The 18,262-nt window shown below is 69.8% G+C and carries 19 protein-coding genes and 1 tRNA gene; 10 read left to right on the forward strand and 10 right to left on the reverse strand.

Translation table 11 applies throughout. The annotated features are described in order from the left end of the window. Positions 1 to 186: 186 nt before the first annotated feature. Positions 187 to 414 (forward strand): YMGG-like glycine zipper-containing protein, encoded by a 228-nt coding sequence (locus ACFPMG_RS11215; RefSeq protein WP_376995209.1) that lies wholly within the window; start codon positions 187 to 189, stop codon positions 412 to 414. 113 nt (positions 415 to 527) lie between these two features. Here the strand turns inward: ACFPMG_RS11215 and ACFPMG_RS11220 are convergent. Together ACFPMG_RS11220 and ACFPMG_RS11225 are read right to left on the reverse strand one after the other, a co-directional pair. Beyond that, positions 528 to 601: transfer RNA gene (locus tag ACFPMG_RS11220), tRNA-Gly, on the reverse strand. 35 nt (positions 602 to 636) lie between these two features. Next, on the reverse strand, positions 637 to 1,296 hold the full coding sequence (locus ACFPMG_RS11225; protein ID WP_376995210.1) for a GNAT family N-acetyltransferase: 660 nt from the start codon (positions 1,294 to 1,296) through the stop codon (positions 637 to 639). Between the two features lie 416 nt (positions 1,297 to 1,712). Here ACFPMG_RS11225 and apaG point away from each other — a divergent pair, with 416 nt between their 5' ends. Further along, positions 1,713 to 2,105, forward strand: coding sequence for a Co2+/Mg2+ efflux protein ApaG (gene apaG, locus ACFPMG_RS11230; RefSeq protein WP_014238636.1), 393 nt, complete (start codon positions 1,713 to 1,715; stop codon positions 2,103 to 2,105). A gap of 283 nt (positions 2,106 to 2,388) precedes the next feature. Continuing rightward, a complete protein-coding gene (folE, locus tag ACFPMG_RS11235; RefSeq protein ID WP_376995211.1) occupies positions 2,389 to 3,054 on the forward strand; it encodes a GTP cyclohydrolase I FolE in 666 nt (221 codons plus the stop codon). A 12-nt stretch (positions 3,055 to 3,066) separates the two neighbouring features. Here folE and ACFPMG_RS11240 read toward each other — a convergent pair whose 3' ends face one another. After that, entirely contained in the window at positions 3,067 to 3,654 is a 588-nt protein-coding gene (locus ACFPMG_RS11240; protein WP_376995212.1) for a response regulator, read from the reverse strand. 236 nt (positions 3,655 to 3,890) lie between these two features. On the opposite strand from ACFPMG_RS11240, the gene ybaK reads away from it, so the two are divergent. The 3 genes from ybaK (at position 3,891) to ACFPMG_RS11255 (ending at position 6,073) form a co-directional block, all read left to right on the forward strand. Further along, positions 3,891 to 4,373, forward strand: a complete 483-nt coding sequence (gene ybaK, locus ACFPMG_RS11245; protein ID WP_376995213.1) for a Cys-tRNA(Pro) deacylase — start codon at positions 3,891 to 3,893, stop codon at positions 4,371 to 4,373. Positions 4,374 to 4,530: 157 nt separating this feature from the next. Beyond that, a complete protein-coding gene (locus ACFPMG_RS11250; RefSeq protein ID WP_376995214.1) occupies positions 4,531 to 5,442 on the forward strand; it encodes an EamA family transporter in 912 nt (303 codons plus the stop codon). A 124-nt stretch (positions 5,443 to 5,566) separates the two neighbouring features. Then, positions 5,567 to 6,073 carry a MarR family winged helix-turn-helix transcriptional regulator gene (locus tag ACFPMG_RS11255; protein WP_376995215.1) on the forward strand — a complete coding sequence of 169 codons (507 nt, stop codon included), beginning with the start codon at positions 5,567 to 5,569 and terminating at the stop codon, positions 6,071 to 6,073. Here ACFPMG_RS11255 and ACFPMG_RS11260 read toward each other — a convergent pair. The 5 genes from ACFPMG_RS11260 to ACFPMG_RS11280 form a co-directional block, all read right to left on the reverse strand. Then, the gene (locus tag ACFPMG_RS11260) at positions 6,057 to 6,833 is read right to left on the reverse strand and encodes an ABC transporter ATP-binding protein (RefSeq protein WP_376995217.1); all 777 of its coding nucleotides are present in this window, start codon (positions 6,831 to 6,833) and stop codon (positions 6,057 to 6,059) included. The genes ACFPMG_RS11255 and ACFPMG_RS11260 overlap by 17 nt on opposite strands. Continuing rightward, positions 6,830 to 7,678, reverse strand: coding sequence for an ABC transporter ATP-binding protein (locus ACFPMG_RS11265; protein ID WP_376995218.1), 849 nt, complete (start codon positions 7,676 to 7,678; stop codon positions 6,830 to 6,832). The genes ACFPMG_RS11260 and ACFPMG_RS11265 overlap by 4 nt, the downstream gene beginning before the upstream one ends. A gap of 11 nt (positions 7,679 to 7,689) precedes the next feature. Continuing rightward, the gene (gene nikC, locus ACFPMG_RS11270) at positions 7,690 to 8,610 is read right to left on the reverse strand and encodes a nickel transporter permease (protein WP_376995219.1); all 921 of its coding nucleotides are present in this window, start codon (positions 8,608 to 8,610) and stop codon (positions 7,690 to 7,692) included. After that, entirely contained in the window at positions 8,607 to 9,626 is a 1,020-nt protein-coding gene (locus ACFPMG_RS11275) for an ABC transporter permease (RefSeq protein ID WP_376995220.1), read from the reverse strand. Before ACFPMG_RS11275 ends, nikC begins: the two co-directional genes overlap by 4 nt. A gap of 189 nt (positions 9,627 to 9,815) precedes the next feature. Then, positions 9,816 to 11,423, reverse strand: coding sequence for an ABC transporter substrate-binding protein (locus tag ACFPMG_RS11280; protein ID WP_376995221.1), 1,608 nt, complete (start codon positions 11,421 to 11,423; stop codon positions 9,816 to 9,818). A 229-nt stretch (positions 11,424 to 11,652) separates the two neighbouring features. Between ACFPMG_RS11280 and ACFPMG_RS11285 the strand changes: the two genes are divergently transcribed. Next, on the forward strand, positions 11,653 to 11,811 hold the full coding sequence (locus tag ACFPMG_RS11285; protein WP_170295768.1) for a hypothetical protein: 159 nt from the start codon (positions 11,653 to 11,655) through the stop codon (positions 11,809 to 11,811). 58 nt (positions 11,812 to 11,869) lie between these two features. Beyond that, positions 11,870 to 12,091, forward strand: a complete 222-nt coding sequence (locus tag ACFPMG_RS11290) for a hypothetical protein (RefSeq protein ID WP_014239111.1) — start codon at positions 11,870 to 11,872, stop codon at positions 12,089 to 12,091. A 7-nt stretch (positions 12,092 to 12,098) separates the two neighbouring features. Here ACFPMG_RS11290 and ACFPMG_RS11295 read toward each other — a convergent pair whose 3' ends face one another. Further along, positions 12,099 to 13,928: a tetratricopeptide repeat protein gene (locus tag ACFPMG_RS11295; RefSeq protein WP_376995222.1), complete on the reverse strand. Its 1,830-nt coding sequence runs from the start codon at positions 13,926 to 13,928 to the stop codon at positions 12,099 to 12,101. Positions 13,929 to 13,973: 45 nt separating this feature from the next. On the opposite strand from ACFPMG_RS11295, the gene ACFPMG_RS11300 reads away from it, so the two are divergent. Further along, a complete protein-coding gene (locus ACFPMG_RS11300; protein WP_376995223.1) occupies positions 13,974 to 14,381 on the forward strand; it encodes a hypothetical protein in 408 nt (135 codons plus the stop codon). A 7-nt stretch (positions 14,382 to 14,388) separates the two neighbouring features. Here ACFPMG_RS11300 and ACFPMG_RS11305 read toward each other — a convergent pair whose 3' ends face one another. Beyond that, positions 14,389 to 15,951, reverse strand: a complete 1,563-nt coding sequence (locus tag ACFPMG_RS11305) for a helicase HerA domain-containing protein (RefSeq protein WP_376995224.1) — start codon at positions 15,949 to 15,951, stop codon at positions 14,389 to 14,391. 185 nt (positions 15,952 to 16,136) lie between these two features. On the opposite strand from ACFPMG_RS11305, the gene ACFPMG_RS11310 reads away from it, so the two are divergent. Beyond that, positions 16,137 to 18,050 (forward strand): bifunctional diguanylate cyclase/phosphodiesterase, encoded by a 1,914-nt coding sequence (locus ACFPMG_RS11310; protein WP_417281701.1) that lies wholly within the window; start codon positions 16,137 to 16,139, stop codon positions 18,048 to 18,050. Positions 18,051 to 18,262 lie beyond the last annotated feature (212 nt).

Genomic DNA, 18,262 nt, shown 5'->3' on the forward strand with positions numbered 1-18,262 from the left:
CTATTTCGAGGGAGGGCGAGGGGTCAAACCCGCTCTCTTAGGGATGGAAAGGATGGATTTCTGCCCCGGAATAGTCACACGCAAATGCGTGTTCATTCCGTAAGCATGCGACGCAAGCGCAGGCTTGGCCGCTGGCACCCGAGGCTGGCGGTACCCAAGAATGCAGGGAAGAAAACAGGTAGGATCATGGTGAAGAAACTTGCAGTGATCGTGGTTGGCGGCCTTATTCTGGCGGGCTGCTCGAACCTCAGCCACCGCGAACAGCGCACACTCTCCGGCGGTGCCATCGGCGCCGCGGGCGGTGCCGCGGTCGGCGCCCTGACGGGGGGCAGCGCCGTGATGGGCGGCGTGATCGGCGGCGCGGCCGGCGCCGCGGTGGGCGCCCTGACCTCCAACAACGGCAAACACCGGTAAACACCGGTTTCACAACGGGGATCAGGCCGCCGGACCAGTGCCCGCGGCCCCCCAAACGCCTGCGCGCCCTCAATGTCAGGGCTTCAGCAGACGTCTGATTTTCAAGGAGATGTTGGAGCGGGTGAAGGGAATCGAACCCTCGTCGTAAGCTTGGGAAGCTTCTGCTCTACCATTGAGCTACACCCGCGCGCCGCATGTTTATAGGCGACGCTTTCGCCGCTTTCAAGCGGTTCGAGCATGCCACAGGCGGGATTCGGAAAGTTCCCGCGGGGAAGCGGCGAAAACCGACACCAGCGGCGAGATCAGTCGCGGAAACAAGGCAGTGCCGACGGCCGCCGGCCGGACGTCCTCGTTCGCCGGCATCCCGTAGCCCTCGTCCGCCGCCGGGACCGTCACCATGCCAGCAGCACCGGCCAGGGCGCCGGGGACCAGTTCCAGGCCCAGGAAACGGTCGAGATCCACCGGGCCCGGCAGGGCCATGTCCAGCGTCAGGTCCCGCGTGAAGCCGAACCGCGCGTAATAGGGCGCGTCGCCGACCAGGATTACCGCCCGGTGACCCAACGCCGCCGCCTTGTTCAGGCTCATCCGGATCAGCTTGCTGCCGAGCCCGCCGCCCTGCAGCCGGTCCGACACGGCGATCGGGCCGAGCAGGAGCGCCGGCACCGTGCCGCCGATGGTCACCGGCCAGTAGCGGATCGTGCCCTCCAGGATCTCGTTGCCCAGCTCGTCATGCTCGATGGCGACGAAGCCGAGCTCCGGGATCGGGGCCACGCCCTCCCGCAGCTTGTAGGCGGTCTTCTTGAAACGATCCGGGCCGAAGGACCGGTCGAGCAGGGCTTCGATTGCCGCGTCGTGCCGCGGCTCTTCCAGGGAAATCATCATGTCAAGGGGCTTCCCGGCAGAAAGACTGTGGTCGGAGGCGGATCGCGCCGCCGCGCCGGGGGAGCGCCGGATCAGTGCCGGCGGAGACCCGAAGCGTCCGCACGCGACCCAAGGACGGCCGCAACCGCGCGCAGCGCGGCGTGGCGTCGTCGTCGGATGCTGATGCTGTGCGGACGAGACATGGGCAAGGCTCTTCGGCCGTTGCAGGGACCTCGCATATAACACCAGCGGACAGGGGGTTCAAGCGATCGTGAAAGGGCCGGAACCGGCCCGTTGCGCATGGCTTCCCGGTGTGTCCTGCATGCATCGCCGCGGCCCCGCCCCGTCGCTTCCGGGCATCCGGAGGGGGTGTCCCCCGCTCCACCACTGGACAGGCGCTTTCCCCCACCCCTATTCTCAGGGCCGGGAGAGCCGCCATGTACACGAAAGTCACCCGCGCGATCCGCGTCACCGTCCAGCCGGTCTTTCTCGACGAGCAGTCCATGCCCGCCGAAAGCCGCTATGTCTGGGCCTATCACGTCCGGATCGAGAACGAAGGCCAGGAAACCGTCCGGCTGCGCACACGCTATTGGCACATCACCGACGCGCTGGGGCGCGTGCAGGAGGTTCGCGGGCCGGGCGTGGTGGGCGAACAGCCGGTGCTGGAGCCCGGCGGCAGCTTCGAATACACCAGCGGAACGCCACTCCCCACGCCATCCGGGATCATGGTCGGCTCCTACCGGTTCGAGACGGGCGGCGGTGAGGCCTTCGACGTGGCGGTCCCCGCCTTCTCGCTGGACAGCCCGCACCAACCCCGTCAGCTGAACTGACGCCGGTCGCGCGCAACCGATCGCCGCAGGGCGGGCTGAAAGGACGAGTCCGGCGCCTTGACTGTGGGGCATCAGAACCCACCTGCGCCATAGTCCGCCCTGCTGCCTGCCGGCTTTCTCGAAGATCCCGGTGATCCAGACGAGCAGCGGGTCGTATCCATACCTGACCGGCCGGCTCCGGCATTGGGTGCCATGGCGCCGGCCCGCATGTGAGAAGGTCCTGTTTGAGCGCGACCTGTTTGAGCACGACCTGTTTGACCAGGAAATTGAAAGGCTTCGCCCCGTGACGGCTTCCAAGACCCCGCACGCCGACAATGTTCTCCGCGGCCCCGGCCATCCCGCCGAAACCAACCACGGCGAGATTGAACGCCCGACCCGCGCCGAAGCCGAGGAGGCCGTCCGCACGCTGATCCGCTGGGCCGGCGACGATCCGCTGCGCGAGGGGCTGGTCGGTACGCCGGACCGGGTGGTCCGTTCCTACGAGGAGTTCTTCGCCGGCTACGCCATCGACCCGGAGGAGATCCTCGCGCGCACCTTCGAGGAGACCGACGGCTACGACGAGATGGTCGTCCTGCGCGACATCCGTCTGGAGTCCTACTGCGAGCACCACATGGTGCCGATCATCGGGAAGGCCCACGTCGCCTATCTGCCGCGCCAGCGCGTCGTCGGCATCTCCAAGCTGGCGCGTCTCGTCGAGGCCTACGCCAAGCGCCTGCAGATCCAGGAGAAGATGACGGCGCAGATCGCCAACGCCATCGACCAGGTGCTTCAGCCCGAAGGCGTTGCCGTGGTGATCGAGGCGCAGCACCAGTGCATGACCACGCGCGGCGTGCACAAGACCGGAGTCACCATGGTGACCAGCCGGATGCTGGGCGCCTTCCGCAGCGACCCGTCGACCCGGCGCGAGTTCCTGTCGATGATCGGCAATCCCGGCTCCCGCGCGGAGTGAGCCGATTCCGCGCTAATCCGCACGGATGCCGTGCTGGCGCAGCAGGCTGTAGAGCGTCGGTCGGCTGACCCCCAGCAGGCGCGCCGTCGCCGACAGGTTGCCGCCGGAGCGGGCCAGCGAGTCGAGCAGGGCCCGCCGCTCCGTCTCGTCGCGCAACACGCGCAGGGTCGGCGGGGCGTCCCCGATGGCCAGCCGGCGCCCTTCCAGTTCCAGATCGGCGCGCTGGAAGGCGCGCTGCACCACCCCGGCCAGTTCCTGCGCGTCGATCGGCTTGCCGCACACCTCGTGAGCGCCGCGTGCCACCGCGCGCACCGCCAACACCCGCTGGTCGCGCGGGGCGAGCGCGATGACCTTGATCGACGGCGCCTCGCCCAGGATCAGCGACAGGGCGTCCAGGCCGTCGCCGCCTCCGTTCGGTGATTCCGCCAGTTGCGCCAGATCGACCGACAGGGCCACCACCGCGGGCCGATGCGCCCGCACCGCCTCCAGCGCGTCCGCCACGCCGCCGGCGGCGACGATCCGGCACACCGGCAGGGCGTCCTGGACCCGGCCTTCCAAGGTGGGATCGTCATCGACGACAAGCAGCGTGCGTGGAACCATGATTCTCCAACTCTCCGACCGGGAAACGGGCCGGAGGTCAGAATCGCGGCAGGACGCCCGTCTGTCCAAGGCGCGTTGGCATGAACACCGACGCAATTTGGGCAAAATTGCGTCGTCGAAAGGGGTGCACCGCGGCAGGACGCCCGTTCCCCCGCCGCCCTCTCCCCCTCGGTGACGCGGTCTGCTAAGGTCCCGACGCGCAAGGGCGAATCCGCGCCCGGGGGAGCAAGATCATCATGGCGGCGAAGGTCACACCGGCGGTGAACGCGGCGAAGGCGGCGGGGATTGCCCACCGCCTGATGGAGTATGAGTACGACCCCTCGGCGGATGCCATCGGCCTGCACGCCGCGGCGGCGATGGGGCTGGACCCGGCGGTGGTCTACAAGACGCTGATCGTCCAGTTGGAGCCGAAGGCGCTGGCCTGCGTCGTCATCCCCGTCGCGGCGAAGCTGGACCTGAAGGCGCTGGCCGCCGCCGCGGGGGCCAAGAAGGCTGATCTTGCCGACCCCACCCTGGCGGAGCGCACCACCGGCTACATGGTCGGCGGCATCAGCCCGCTGGGCCAGCGCAAGGCCCTGCCGACCTTCATCGATTCCAGCGCCGAGGCCTTGCCGGAGATCGTCGTCAACGGTGGGCGCCGAGGCCTGCAGATCGCCCTGGCTCCGGCGGATCTGGCCCGCGCCACCAGGGCCGTGGTGCGTCGGATCGTGGTGCAGTAGGCGCCCCCCGCCCACACCCCCGCCCACAGCCCCGTCATGCCACCGCCGTACTTCCGCCGCGGCCGGGTTCCGGATAGGGTGCGGGCACAATGCCCCACTCTGCGCCCCACTCTGCGCCCTACCCCGCGCCCCACCCAGCCCTTGCGAAGCTCCCGTCATGCTGACCGCCAACCTCGCCGCCCTGGGGGCCGCGCTCTGCTGGGCGGCCAGCGGGCTGATCGCCATCGGCCCGGTGCGGGCCATCGGCTCGGTCGCCTTCAACCGCCTGCGCATGAGCATCGTCTTCGTCGGCACGGCGCTGGCCACGACGCTGCTCGGCGGCTGGCAGACGCTCGACCTGCAAGGGGCGGCGATCCTGGCGCTGTCCGGCGCGGTCGGCATCGTGATGGGCGACACCGCGCTGTTCTGGGCGCTGGGGCGCATCGGTCCGCGCCGCAACTCGGTCATCTACGCCACCAACGCGCCGATCACCGCGCTGCTCGCCTGGGCCGTGCTGGGGGAGGCGCTGGGGCCGTGGACGGCGGTCGGCATCGCGCTGGTCACCGCCGGGGTGATGCTGGCGATCTTCTTCCGCGCCAGCCCGGTCCCGAACGGCACCGGCACCGTTCCCCATGACTGGGAGTCGGTGCGGGGGCGCCTGTTGATCGGCGTCGGCGCCTGCCTGATCGCGGCCGTCTGCCAAGCCGCCGGCTCGGTCATCGCCCGGCCGGTGATGGCGGCGGGCGCCGACCCCATCGCCGCGGCGGCGGTGCGCGTCGGCATGTCGGGGCTGCTGCTGTTCGCGGGCGGGCTGCTGCCCGGACAGCGCCTCGGCTTCGGCCCCGGCCTGACGCCGCGCATCTTTGCTCAGATTGTGGTGAACGGCTTCATCGGGCTGGGGCTGGGCATGACGCTGCTGCTGATCGGGCTGGCCCACGGCAACGCCGGCGTGGTCGCCACCCTGTCGGCGACCAGCCCGGTGCTGATCCTGCCGATGCTGTGGGTCTGGACCCGCCAGCGTCCGGGTTCGGGTGCCTGGGCGGGCGCCGTCGTCGCGGTCCTGGGCGTGGCGCTGATCGTCAACCGCTGAGCCTGTCTGGAGAGTTCTCCGCGGTTTGAAAATTTTTATCTGAAACGGTTGCGTCCGCCAATTTCCGGGGCAGGATGGAGAAACCGGCACCCGGTTCCCGCATTCCGATAAGGCGCGACACCCCATGGCCTCCCCCCGCCGCAAGCGTTCCGGCGCCGCCCCCGACGCGCCGGTGCTGCATCTGACCCGCTTCCTGCCCTACCGCCTGTCGGTGCTGTCCAACACGGTCAGCCACACGGTCGCGAAGCTGTACGAGAAGCGATTCGGCATCACCATCCCAGAATGGCGGGTCATCGCCGTGCTGGGCGGCGGCGAGACGCTGAGCGCGGGGGAGATCGCCCAGCGCACCGCCATGGACAAGGTGCAGGTCAGCCGGGCGATCAGCCGGATGCTCGATTCGGGTCTGATCCTGCGCGAATCGGGCGCCACCGACCGCCGCAAGGCGCAGCTGACCCTGACGCCCAAGGCGTTGGCGATCTACACGGAGATCGTCCCCCTCGCGCTCGCCTACGAGCGGGAACTGACCGGCGCCCTGACGGAGGAGGAGATGGGCCAGATCGACGGCCTGCTGGCCAAGCTCCAGGCCCAAGCCGACGCGCTGGCCGCCCGCCCTGCTACGCAAAGTCCTTGAAGCTGTCCGCCGCCGCGCGGTCGTAGCCCTGGCTGGCGCGCAGGAGCTGGCGCGTGTAGTCCTCCCGCGCCGCCCCCCGGCGCAGGGCCTCCACGTCCATCTCCTCGACGATGCGGCCGCGGTTCATCACGGCCAACCGATCGCACATGGTGGCGACCACCGCCAGATTGTGGCTGACCAGCACATAGGTCAGCGCGTGCTCCGCCCGCAGCCGCTTCAGCAGGTTGAGGATCTCCGCCTGCACCGACACGTCGAGCGCCGAGGTCGGCTCGTCCAGCAGCAGCACCCGCGGCTCCAGCACCAGGGCGCGGGCGATGGCGACGCGCTGGCGCTGCCCGCCGGAGAGCTGGTGCGGGTAGCGGAAGCGGAACTGCGGCCCCAGACCGACGTCGCGCAGCACCCGGTCGATCCGCGCGTCGGCATCGCGCAGCCCATGGATGGCGATCGGCTCGGCCAGGATGCGGTCGATCGTGTGGCGGGGGTGCAGCGAGCCGTAGGGATCCTGGAAAACCATCTGGCAGGACTTGAAGAAGCCTTTCTCACGGCGGCGGCTTTGCACGGCGCCAGCCACGGCGATGGAGCCTGTCCAATCGTGGTTCAGCCCGATGACGGCGCGCAGCACCGTGGACTTGCCCGACCCCGACTCGCCGACCAGCCCGAAGCTCTCGCCCTCCCGCACGGCGAAGGACACCCCCTGCACGGCGGCCACCGCATCGGCGCCATGACCGAAGGTGACGCGCAGATCCTTGACGTCGATCATCGCCCGCCCTCCAGCCAGGACGGATCGCGCGCCAGCACCGGCAGCTCCTCCCGCGTGTCGTCCAGGCGCGGCAGGCTGTCGAGCAGGCCGCGGGTGTAGGGATGCTTCGCCGCGTGCAGCTCCGACGCGCGGCAGGTCTCGACCACCCGGCCCGCGTACATGATCAGGATGCGGTCGCAGAAGGACGCCACGAGGTTCAGGTCGTGGCTGACGAAGATCATCCCCATGCCGCGGCTGGAACACAGCTCGTCCATGATCGCCAGCACCTGCATCTGCACCGTCACGTCGAGCGCCGAGGTCGGCTCGTCGGCGATCAGCAGGTCGGGGTTGGGGATCAGCATCATGGCGATCATGATGCGCTGGCCCATGCCGCCCGACACCTCGTGCGGGTAGAGGCCGTAGACGCGCTCCGGGTTGCGGATGCGCACGGCCTCCAGCATCTCCAGCGCGCGCCGCTTCGCCTCTGCCGTGCCGGCGCTGGAATGGACGCGGTAGGCCTCGGCGATCTGGGCGCCGATGGTCATCACCGGGTTCAGCGAGAATTTCGGGTCCTGCATGACCATGGAGATGCGGCGCCCGCGGATGCCGCGCAGCCGCTTCTCCGGCAGGGTCAGCAGATCCTCGCCCTGGAAGCTCAGCCGGTCGGCGGTGACGATTCCGGGCGACGGGACCAGCCGCAGGATGGCCCGCCCGGTCATCGACTTGCCGGAGCCGGATTCGCCGACGATGCCCAGCTTTTCCCGTCCGACGGTGAAGGAGACGCCGCGCACCGCCTGCGTCACGCCCGTCCGGGTGGGAAAGGAGATGCGGAGGTTCTCGACCTCCAGCAGAGGTGTTTCGCTCATTGGCGGTTGGCTCATTGGCCTTTCGGGTCCAGAACGTCGCGCAGGCCGTCGCCCAGCAGGTTGAAGCCCAGGCTGACCACGAAGATGGCGATGCCGGGCATGGTGGCGACCCACCACTGCTCCAGCACATACTGGCGCCCGGTGGCGATCATCGCACCCCATTCCGGGGCGGGCGGCTGCGCGCCGAGGCCGAGGAAGCCCAGCCCCGCCGCCGTCAGGATAATCCCCGCCATGTCCAGCGTCACCCGCACGATCAGCGAGGAGGAGCAGAGCGGCACGACATGGCCGAGGATGATCCGCGGCGTCGAGGCGCCCTGGAGCCGTGCCGCGCTGATGAAGTCGCTCTTGCGGATGGTGATCGTCTCGGCCCGCGCGATGCGGGCGTAGGGCGGCCAGCTGGTGATCGCGATGGCGATGATGGCGTTCTCGATGCCCGGCCCCAGCGCCGAGACGAAAGCCAGCGCCAGAATCAGCTTCGGGAAGGCCAGGAAGATGTCGGTGACGCGCATCAGCACCGCGTCCACCCAGCCGCCGAGATAGCCCGCCACCGTTCCGATCAGCAGCCCGGCCACCGGCGCCGTCACCGCGACCAGCGCCACGATCATCAGCGTCAGGCGGGAGCCGTAGAGGATGCGCGACAGGATGTCCCGCCCGAAGGCGTCGGTGCCCAGCCAGTGCGCCGCGCTCGGCGGCAGCAGCCGCTGCGACAGGTCCTGCGTGTAGGGGTCGTAGGGGGCGAGCAGCGGGGCCAGCGCCGCCATCAGAACCAGCAGCAGCACGATGCCCAGCCCGATCATGGCCAGCCGGTTGCGCGCGAAGGCCAGCCAGCCCAGGTAGACCCGGCCCATCCGGGCCTGCCCGCGGGAGTGCGGCGTCTCGGCGGTCAGCCACGCCCGCAGCCCGCTTTCGGTCGTTTGCGTCTGTGCGGTCATCGCGCCCTCGGATCCAGCAGACGATAGAGCAGGTCAGACAGCAGGTTCAGGCCGATGAAGACCGCCCCCACCACCAGCGTGCCGCCCAGCACCGCGTTCATGTCCGCCGACAGCAGCGAGTTGGTGATGTAGAGCCCCAGCCCCGGCCAGGCGAACACCGTCTCCGTCAGCACCGACCCTTCCAGCAGCGAGGCGTAGGACAGCGCCACCACCGTGGTCAGCGGCACCGCGATGTTGCCCAGCGCGTGGCGCCAGATCACCCGAGCCTCCGACATGCCCTTGACGCGGGCCGTCGTGATGTATTCCTGGCGGAGTTGGTCCAGCATGAAGCTGCGCGTCATGCGCGCGATGTAGGCCACGCTGTAGAGGCCGAGGATGCCCGCCGGCAGCACCAGATGGTGCAGGGCGCTCCAGAACACGTCGCTCTCGCCGGCCAGCATGGCGTCCACCGTGATGATTCCGGTCACCGGATCGACCAGCCCTTCGTAGAAGACGTCCACCCGCCCCGGCCCCGGCGCCCAATCGAGCCGCGCGTAGAAGACCAGCAGCGCCATCAGCCCCAGCCAGAAGATCGGGATGGAATGGCCGATCAGCCCGATCACCCGGATCAGATGGTCCGGCCAGCGCCCGCGATGGACGGCGGCCATCACCCCCGCCGGAATGCCCAGCAGCACGCCGACGACCAGCGCGGCGGTCGCCAGTTCCAGCGTCGCCGGGAAGACGCGCAGAATGTCCTCCAGCACCGGGCGGGAGGTCAGCACCGAGGTGCCGAAATCGCCCTGGATCACGTCGCCGACGTAGCGCAGGAACTGCTGCCACAGCGGCAGGTCCAGCCCCAGCTCCTGACGGACGCGGGCGTAGGTGTCGGCGGACACGCGGTCGCCGACCACGGCGATCACCGGATCGATCGGCACCACGCGCCCGATCAGGAAGGTGACGAGCAGGAGGCCGAGGACGGTCAGCGCCACCGAGACGAGCAGCCCCGCCCCGCGAATCGCATGACGCCGCCCCGGCATCCCCGGTCGTTTCAGAATAGCGGCCAAGTTTCACCCGAGATTGAAGCAAAAAACCCTCTCCCCCCTGGGGAGAGGGGAGGGTGAGGGGGTTGCGCTTGTGCCGAACGTACGGGCCGTGCGAATCCCCCTCACCCTAACCCTCTCCCCGGAGGGGAGAGGGGATGACGTACGGGAAGGATAAAGCCCGCCTTACTTCTTGCTGACCTTCCAGTAATAGTTGCTGTCGAAGCTCGGCCCCCAGACCAGCCCTTCGACGTTGCTGCGCTCCGCGATCACCTCGGTCTGCTGGAACATGATGACGAAGGGCGAGGTCTCCAGCACCTCGCGCTGAAGCTCCTGGTACATGGCGGCGCGCTTGGCGGTGTCGCGCTCCTCGACCGCGGCGGCGGTCTTCTTGGTCAGCTCGGGGATGTCCCAGGCGTTGCGCCAGGACAGCGGCTTGGCCTTCGCGTCGTCGGCGTTGTCCGGGTTGGCGGCGAAGGTGTCGGCGTTGGTGTTTGGGTCCTGGTAGTCGGCGCCCCACTGGTACAGCAGCGCCTCGTGGTTGCGGGCGCGGTACTTGGTGACCACCTGCTTGCCGTCCGCCGGCAGCAGCTTGACCGTGATGCCCGCCGCCGCCGCGCTGCCCTGGATGGCCTGGGCCATGTCCATGCTGGGCGAGGTGTTGCGGACGTCCATGGTCACCGTGATGCCGTCCGGATAGCCGGCTTGGCGGAGCAGTTCCTTCGCCTTGGCCGGATCGTACGTGTACGGGTTCTCCTCCAGCGCGCCGAGGAAGCCCTTGGGCAGGAAGGCCTGATGGACGGTGCCGAGACCGTTCATGATGGTCTTCGCCATGCCGTCGTAGTCCACGGCGTATTTGAAGGCCTTGCGCACGTCGGGCTTGGCCAGCACCTCGTTCTTCTGGTTCAGGCCGAAATAATAGAGCGTGCCCTTGGGCGCCTGGACGATGCGGATCTTGTCGTTGCCGCGCAGCGGCTCGAACTGCTCCGGCTTCAGGTTGCGGGCCACGTCGACGTCGCCCTTTTCCAGCAGCAGGCGCTGGGTCGCCGGCTCGGCGATGTGGCGGATCAGCACGCGCTTCACCGCCGGGGCGCCGCCCCAATAGTTGGCGTTGGCCTCCAGCGACAAAAGCTCGCTGGCTTTCCACTGGCGCAGGACGAAGGGGCCAGACCCGGCGGAGTTGGCCTTCAGGAAGGCGGCGCCGAAGTCGCCGTTGACCTCCTTGCTCTTGACCAGCTTGGCATCGACCACGCCGGACACGTCGGCGGTCAGGCAGTAGAGCACGAAGGTCGGGGCGTAGGTCTTGTCGGTCTCGAAGACCAGGGTGCGCGGGTTGGTCGCGCGGACCTTCTGGTCGACGTTCTCCGGCGTCAGGCCGAACTGGGTCAGGATGAAGGCCGGACCCTTGTTCATCTTCACGGCGCGCTGGAGCGAATAGGCCACATCCTCCGCCGTCAGCGGGTTGCCGGAGTGGAACTTGATGCCGTCGCGGATGGTGAAGGTGAAGGTCTTGCCGTCGTCGGAGACGGTCCAGCTTTCCGCCACCTGCCCGTAAATCTTGCTGACGTCGTTGACGTCAAAGCGGATCAGCCGGTCGTAGACCTGGGCGCCGTACTCCGCCCCCGACAGCTCGAAGATTTCGCCGGGATCGAGCGTCACGATGTCGTCGAACTGCCAAGCCATGACCAGCGTGTCCTTCGGCGTGTCGGCCAGGACCGGCGTGGTCGCGAGACCGAAGGAAAGACCGGCGGACAGAAGGGCGGCACCGGCCAGACGGCGCGCGAGCGTGTTCATGGTTCCCATACTCCCTGCGTGATCCCGGAACGACCCCGGACGGGGCGAATTCTCTTTGGAATTCTTAGCGGTTAACGGCCGGATGATCCGGCGGCGCGGGTTCGCCTGTCAAGCGGGCGGCGGTCATAGCGGCCCCCTGCGACCAAACGCGAACGCCTTAACCCGGTCCGCAACAGGCTTGCCGATCCCGCCCGTCCGTCCACATCACTGGGAAAGCGATGGAGGACCCATGGATCAGGACCGCGAGAACGGCCAGTCGCGCGTGCCCAAGCCGCCGAGCCGCGACGAGGTGGAGAAGATCAGCGACGCCCAACGCTACATCACCGACGACTGGACCGGCGACGGGGGAAAACCAGAGGACCGGCCCACGAACGGCAGCGGACGTTGAGTCCAGGGTCGTCCCCGCGTAGCCTCGTCCATCAAGGACCACACACGCGGGGACGACCATGATCGGGAACGACGGAAAGCCGGTGTCGAAGGAGGGGCTGCGCCAGCACCTCGCCGCCTACAACACGCAGTCGCGCGGCTCGAAGGAGTTCGCGGCGATCCCGCGCGCACTGGTCACCGTCTGCGACAACCTGAAGGCCGGCAAGACCACCTACGTGAAGTGCCTGGACGGCCAGTTGCAGCTGTCCCGGCGCAAGGACAACAGCGTCCAGGCGGCGTAGCGGCCCGTCACCCCTCGCCCTTCACCGGGAAGTCGAACCAGGGCAGGCGCAGGAACTCGTGTTCGCGCAGCCGCGGCGCCCGCCCGCGCCGCGCCCAGTCGTGGAGAATGGCGTAGGGCGCCGCCTGGTCGAGCGTCCAGGCCGCCTCGCCCCGGTCGAAGAACCAGCCGATATAGGCGCGGACGAGGCCGAGGAACTCCCGCCCCGCCGCGGTCGGCGCGATGCCGAGGAAGCTGACGATGATGTCATCGAACGGCCCGCGGGCGCGGCGGTCGCGCATGATCGTCAGGTCCCAGCCCGTCCCGTCACGCAACTCCGGTGGAAGCGGCGCGGTACAACGCGCGTCGATGTCGGTGATGAAGACCGGCGCCCCCGTCCGCTCCAGCAGGTCCAGTGCCACGAAGAAGCGCGCGCAGGCGTAATAGGTCGTCTCCGCCCCCGGCACCTGGGCGGACAGGTCGATGCGCTCCAGCGACCAAGACAGCCGCCCCGGCTGGGTGGCGCAACGGCCGTCCAGATCGGCGCGGTCCTCCACGCCGGGATTGACGATGTGGACATGCACGCGGTCGCCCGGCGCGTCCTTCAGGGCATGGGACAGGAACCAGCCACCGAAGCGCCGCCAATAGCCGGAATCGACGCTGACCAGCAGGATCGCCCCGCCTTCGGCCGCGGGCGGAACCGGCATCGACCGCTCCCCCACCTCGGCGATGCGCGGCCGATACCCGGCGAGCGTGTCGAGGAAGACCGGGCGCGCATCGACCTGCCGCCATTTCGCCGCCTGCGGGTCGGCGCGGATCGCCTCCTCCGACCAGCCGCGCAGACAGCGCCGGACAAGCCGCGAGGCGGTCACCAGCCGTCCCCGCCGGTGGAGGCCATGGGCGATGCAGGCCGCCGCCGCGCCATCCCCCGGCGCGCGCCGCAACCGGTCCCGCGCCCGCTCGGCGATCCGCTCCAGCCGCGCATCGTCCAGCATGCCGCGGTGAATGGTCAGCACGGCGGTGCGGAACAGCGCCGCCTCCGCCACCTCCCCCGCCCCACGCCCCAGCGCCGCCAGGAACAGGTCGAGCGCGCGGGCGAGCGGTACGACCCAGCTCGCCTCCGGGCGGTCGGCGCGGGGAAATTCCGGCAGGGCGCCGCTCGCCTGCAAGGTCGCCATGGCGAGGTTGCTCAGCGCCCCCCCGTCGCCCGGACACAGCCTTGCCGCCCGGCCGTAGCCCGTCGCCGCCCCGTCGGCCTCCCCCGCCGCCAGCCGCGCGCGCCCCACGGCGGCCCAGGCGTCGGCGCTGTCCGGCGCCAAGGCCAGGGCGCGGGCCAGCCAGCGCCCCGCCGCCAACGGTTCCGGCCCGCCGGCCAGCAGCCGCCCCGCCGCCAGCGCCGCCGCCCCATAGCCGGGATCGATGCGGAGGGCGGCGCGGAAGCATCTGAGCGCCTCATCCATCCGGCCCAGATCGCCGAGCGCCAGCCCCCGGTTGAAGGCCGCCTTGGCGCGCACCGGCTCCAGCGCCAGGGCGCGTGCGTGCTGCGCGGCCGCACGCACCGGGTCACCACCGCTGCGGCGCAGACTGCCCAGATTGTCGTGATAATCCGCCGCCTCCGGGTCCAGCGCGATGGCCTGGGCGATCAGCGACACCGCCTCCTCGCTCCGCCCGGTCTGCCCCGCCAGGACACCCAGCAGATGCAGCGCGTCGGCCTGCCGCGGATCGGCGTCGAGGATCGCCCGGTAGACCCCGGCGGCCTCGCCCATCCGTCCGGCCCGGTGATGACCGATGGCGATGGCGTAGGCTTCGGACAGGCTGACCATGACGACTCCGGGAACGTTCAGGGGGGCTTGCGACATCGCGCCCGCTTGCGGAGGCGCACCGTCCCTCTACCATCGCGGGCCATGAGAACCGATCCCGACGGCCTTCCCCATCATGACGACCGCCGCGCCCTGGCGGAAGCCCTGCGCGCCGCTCTGACGCAGCGCTGTCCGGACGCCGACGCCGATCTGGCCGCGGCCATCGGGGCCATGGCGGCCAGCCGCTTCTTCGGGGTGCGCTTCCGCGCCGAGGGCAACGCCGCCCGCGCCTGGGTCGCCCGCCGCCCCAACCCCGACGTGTTCGAGGTCTGGGACCCCGCCACCGGCGCCTGGGACTTCATTGAGCGCCTGCCCGACCCGTCGCTCCACCAGCCGACGCCGGAGGGCACCGCGCGCATCGCCGCCAAGGCGCAGCAGGCCATGGCGACGGTCGCCGCCGCCGGGCGTCTGGCCCACGCCCTGGCCGCCGGAATCGAGCCGGACGACGAGTAAAAAGACCTCAAGCGGTGGCGAACAGCCCGCCGTCCTCCGGCCCGTCCGACCCGTCATCAGCATTCGGATCGCCCAGCGCCGTCTCCCAGCCCAGCGCCGGCAGGGCGATGCTGCGCGTGTTGCCCAGCCCGCTGCGCGTGGCGACGAAGCCCCGCTGCTCCATGTAGGTCAGCAAGCGCCGCGCCCGCCCGCGCGACCGGCTGCCGCAGGCGCGGGCCACGTCGGCGTCGGACGGGCAGGGCAGATGGTCCAGCGCCGCGCGGGCCAGCAGCAGGAAGACGACCTGGATGTCCTCCGGCAGGGTCGCCGCGACCTGGGTCGCCTTCGCCCAGGCGGGATTCTCCTCGGTGCCGTCCCCCGCCCCGGCGCGGGCCGCCGCCAGCTTGCGCCGGAAGGCGGGCAGTTCCAGAAGCTCGCCCCGCACCCCCTGCGTCCGGCAGCGCACCAGAAAGTCCTGGTACAGCACGGCGATGGAGCGGTAGGGCGCCTCCGGATCGGCCAGCACCGCGCGCAGGATCGCCTCGTAGGCGGCTTTGCGCTCCGCCACCTGTTCCGGCGTTTCCGGCTCCTCCATGGGCAGCGCGGGGGCCGCGTCCTCGCTCTCCGGCTCCACCGGCAGCGGGCGCGGGCGGGACAGCTGGGCCAGCAGATCGGCGCTGGCGCTGGTCGAGGGGCGGCGCACCGGCAGGCGCGGCGGCTCCGGCTCGCCCGGCTTGAAGATCAGCTCCCGCGCGTCCTCCAGCGGGGTGTCGGGCAGCGGCATCAGCTTCGGGCTGCCGGCCCGCCCCTGCGTCTCGACGGCACCGATGCGCAGCGGCAGCGGGCGGCGCGAGATGGCCGGGCCGAGCGCGATGAAGTGCCCGCGCTCCAGATCGCGGAACATCTCGGCGGTGCGGCGCTCCATGCCAAGCAGGTCGGCGGCGCGGGCCATGTCGATGTCGAGGAAGGTGCGGCCCATCAGGAAGTTGGAGGCTTCCGCCGCCACGTTCTTGGCCAGCTTGGCGAGGCGCTGCGTCGCGATCACCCCGGCCAGCCCGCGCTTGCGCCCGCGGCACATCAGATTGGTCATGGCGCCCAGCGAGACCTTGCGCGCCTCGTCCGACACCTCGCCGGCGGCCGAGGGGGCGAAGAGCTGCGCCTCGTCCACCACCACCAGCATGGGGTACCAGTGGTCGCGGTCGGCGTCGAACAGCCCGCCCAGGAAGGCCGCAGCGTGGCGCATCTGCATGTCCGCGTCCAGCCCCTCCAGGTTCAGCACGACGGAGACGCGGTGCTGGCGCACGCGGGCGGCGACGCTCTGCAGGGCGGCCTCGCTGTGCTCGTCGGCGTTCACCACGATGTGGCCGAAGCGCTCGGCCAGAGTCACGAAGTCGCCCTCGGGGTCGATCACCGCCTGCTGCACCCAGCGCGCGCTCTGCTCGATCAGGCGGCGCAACAGGTGCGACTTGCCGGAACCGGAGTTGCCCTGCACCAGCAGGCGGGTCGCCAGGAGTTCCTCGAGATCCAGCATCGCCGACGCCCCCGTCGCGCCAGCCGTCATGGCCGCCCCCATGTCGATGCCGACCTTCATGCCCCGCCGCCCCCCAAGATCCATCATCGTCTGCGTTGAAGCGCACCCCTATAGCGCAAAGCGGGGCCGCGGTGCGAAGGGCATTTTGGATCGCGCTACGCGCAGACGCCTTGCCTTTGTCACGAAATCGAAAAGATCATCCGCTACAAGATGGGCTTGCCCGCGACGAACATGGACAGCCGGCGGTGGACGAAGCCATGGCCTCGGTGCCAGCAGAAGAATGGGACGATCGCTCCGGCACCCCGGCGGGGAGCGCCCGCAAGGCCGCGCTGCCGGCGGAATGGACCCGTCTTCTGGCCGGGCTGTCGGTCGCCTTCCAGCCCATCGTGCAGATGCGCACCGGGCGCTGCCACGGCATGGAGGCGCTGCTGCGCGGCCTGGAGCGCAGCCCCTTCGCCAGCCCCAACGACCTGCTGGACGCCGCCTGCATGCAGGGCCTGCTGGCCGAGGTGGAATGCGCCTTGCACGCCAAGGCGGTGGCGGCCTTCCGCGCGCTGGACCACTGGCCGAACGCCAAGCTGTTCCTGAACATCGACGCGCGGGTGGTCGGGGTGGCCGGCTCGCCCTGGCTGGCCCCCGTCGCGCTGGCCCCCTTCACGCTGGCCCCCTTCACGCTGGACGGCGGCGCGCCCGACCCGCGCCTGACCATCAGTCTGGAGATTTCCGAGCGGCGGGAATTGCGTCCCGACCACAGCATCGAGCAGGCCATCGACCGCTACCGGCAGGCCGGCATCGGGGTGGCGCTGGACGATTTCGGCGTCGGCTTTGCCGGGCTGCGGCTGCTCTACGAATCCAAGCCCGACTACCTCAAGATCGACCGCTATTTCATCGACGGCATCGACCAGGACACGCGCAAGCGGGCGATCGCCCACGCGCTGGTCGGCTACGCCCACGCGCTCGGCATCCTCATCATCGCCGAGGGGGTGGAGACGGAGAAGGAATTCTACACCTGCCGCGATCTCGGCTGCGACTTCGCCCAGGGCTATCTCATCGCCCGGCCGAGCCTGGATCTGCGCGCTGTGCCCGAGCGCTACGGCATCGTCGAGGAGCTGAACCGCCGGGACCGGCGCAAGCCGAACGAGGCCAGCCTGCGCCTGTCGGAAGTGATCGAGCGGCAGCCGCCGCTCGCCGTCAACTCCCCGAAGACGGAGCTTCTCGACTATTTCCGCGGCGACAACAGCCCGTCCATCGCCCCCATCGTCGACCGCCAGCAGCGTCCGCTCGGGCTGATCCGCGAGCGCGACCTGAAGCGCTTCGTCTACTCCCGCTTCGGCAGCGAGCTTCTGCGCAACAAGGGGCTGGGCGACACACTGCTGGATCTGGTGGTGAAGAGCCCGGTCTGCGACATCTCCACGCCGCTCGACCAGGTGATCGAAGCCTTCTCGGCGGAGGAGGCCAGCGACGGCATCATCATCATCGAAGGCGGCGAGTATGCCGGCTTCCTGTCCAGCGGCGCGCTGATCCGGCTGGTGCATGAGCGCAACCTCGCCATGGCCGCGGACCAAAACCCGCTGACCCGCCTGCCCGGCAACGCCGCCATCGTACGCCACATCGAGCGCGCCCTTCAGGAGCAGGACCGCAAGCACGTCCTGGCCTATCTCGACTTCGACAACTTCAAGCCCTTCAACGACCGGTTCGGTTTCCGCCAGGGCGACCGCGCCATCCTGATGTTCAGCGAGCGGCTGAAGGCCTGGGCCTCGGGCAACGGCGGCTTCGCCGGCCACATCGGCGGCGACGACTTCTTCGTCGCCCTCAGCGGCGCCGAGGAAAAGGATGCGCTCGCCCGCGTGGCGGACCTCGTCGCGCAGTTCCGCTCCGACGCGGAGAGCCTCTACGATCCGGAGGCGCGGGAGGCCGGCTGCTTCGAGGGCAAGGACCGCTACGGCGCGGTTCGGCGCTTCCCGCTGCTGTCGGCCAGCGGCGTCGCCGTGGTGATCGCTCCCGGCCCGCACCGCCTGACCCCCGACACGATCAACACCGCCATCGCCGGCCACAAGGCCATCGCCAAGGAAAGCCCCGACAAGCTCTGCACCGTCCACCTTCCAACCCTTTATCCCCTCCCCTGCGCAGCTCTCGCGCAAACCGAAGGTTTGCGCTGACGCGGCAGGCGGACCTCTGGTCCGCCGAGAGCGGGGGAGGGCTAGGGAGGGGGCCAGCATCGAGATCCCAAACACAACGAAAAACCGGCGCTTCCCACGGGGGAAAGCGCCAGCTTTGTCGTTCATGAAGCCGATTGTCAAGTGTGCTTGAAGCCTGCTGCGTCCACGTCCTTGGCTGGTTTGGCGTGTGCCGTGGTGACCTGGCGGCGACC

Origin of the sequence: Azospirillum himalayense, assembly GCF_042657465.1 — a bacterium.
GTDB classification, from domain to species: Bacteria; Pseudomonadota; Alphaproteobacteria; order Azospirillales; family Azospirillaceae; genus Azospirillum; species Azospirillum himalayense.

Coding starts and splice junctions, on each gene's coding strand:
- ACFPMG_RS11215 (WP_376995209.1), top strand. CDS start 187: ATGGTGAAGAAACTTGCAGTGATCGTGGTTGGCGGCCTTATTCTGGCG.
- ACFPMG_RS11225 (WP_376995210.1), bottom strand. CDS start 1,296: ATGATGATTTCCCTGGAAGAGCCGCGGCACGACGCGGCAATCGAAGCC.
- apaG (WP_014238636.1), top strand. CDS start 1,713: ATGTACACGAAAGTCACCCGCGCGATCCGCGTCACCGTCCAGCCGGTC.
- ACFPMG_RS11240 (WP_376995212.1), bottom strand. CDS start 3,654: ATGGTTCCACGCACGCTGCTTGTCGTCGATGACGATCCCACCTTGGAA.
- ybaK (WP_376995213.1), top strand. CDS start 3,891: ATGGCGGCGAAGGTCACACCGGCGGTGAACGCGGCGAAGGCGGCGGGG.
- ACFPMG_RS11250 (WP_376995214.1), top strand. CDS start 4,531: ATGCTGACCGCCAACCTCGCCGCCCTGGGGGCCGCGCTCTGCTGGGCG.
- ACFPMG_RS11255 (WP_376995215.1), top strand. CDS start 5,567: ATGGCCTCCCCCCGCCGCAAGCGTTCCGGCGCCGCCCCCGACGCGCCG.
- ACFPMG_RS11260 (WP_376995217.1), bottom strand. CDS start 6,833: ATGATCGACGTCAAGGATCTGCGCGTCACCTTCGGTCATGGCGCCGAT.
- ACFPMG_RS11265 (WP_376995218.1), bottom strand. CDS start 7,678: ATGAGCGAAACACCTCTGCTGGAGGTCGAGAACCTCCGCATCTCCTTT.
- nikC (WP_376995219.1), bottom strand. CDS start 8,610: ATGACCGCACAGACGCAAACGACCGAAAGCGGGCTGCGGGCGTGGCTG.
- ACFPMG_RS11275 (WP_376995220.1), bottom strand. CDS start 9,626: ATGCCGGGGCGGCGTCATGCGATTCGCGGGGCGGGGCTGCTCGTCTCG.
- ACFPMG_RS11280 (WP_376995221.1), bottom strand. CDS start 11,423: ATGAACACGCTCGCGCGCCGTCTGGCCGGTGCCGCCCTTCTGTCCGCC.
- ACFPMG_RS11285 (WP_170295768.1), top strand. CDS start 11,653: ATGGATCAGGACCGCGAGAACGGCCAGTCGCGCGTGCCCAAGCCGCCG.
- ACFPMG_RS11290 (WP_014239111.1), top strand. CDS start 11,870: ATGATCGGGAACGACGGAAAGCCGGTGTCGAAGGAGGGGCTGCGCCAG.
- ACFPMG_RS11295 (WP_376995222.1), bottom strand. CDS start 13,928: ATGTCGCAAGCCCCCCTGAACGTTCCCGGAGTCGTCATGGTCAGCCTG.
- ACFPMG_RS11300 (WP_376995223.1), top strand. CDS start 13,974: ATGAGAACCGATCCCGACGGCCTTCCCCATCATGACGACCGCCGCGCC.
- ACFPMG_RS11305 (WP_376995224.1), bottom strand. CDS start 15,951: ATGAAGGTCGGCATCGACATGGGGGCGGCCATGACGGCTGGCGCGACG.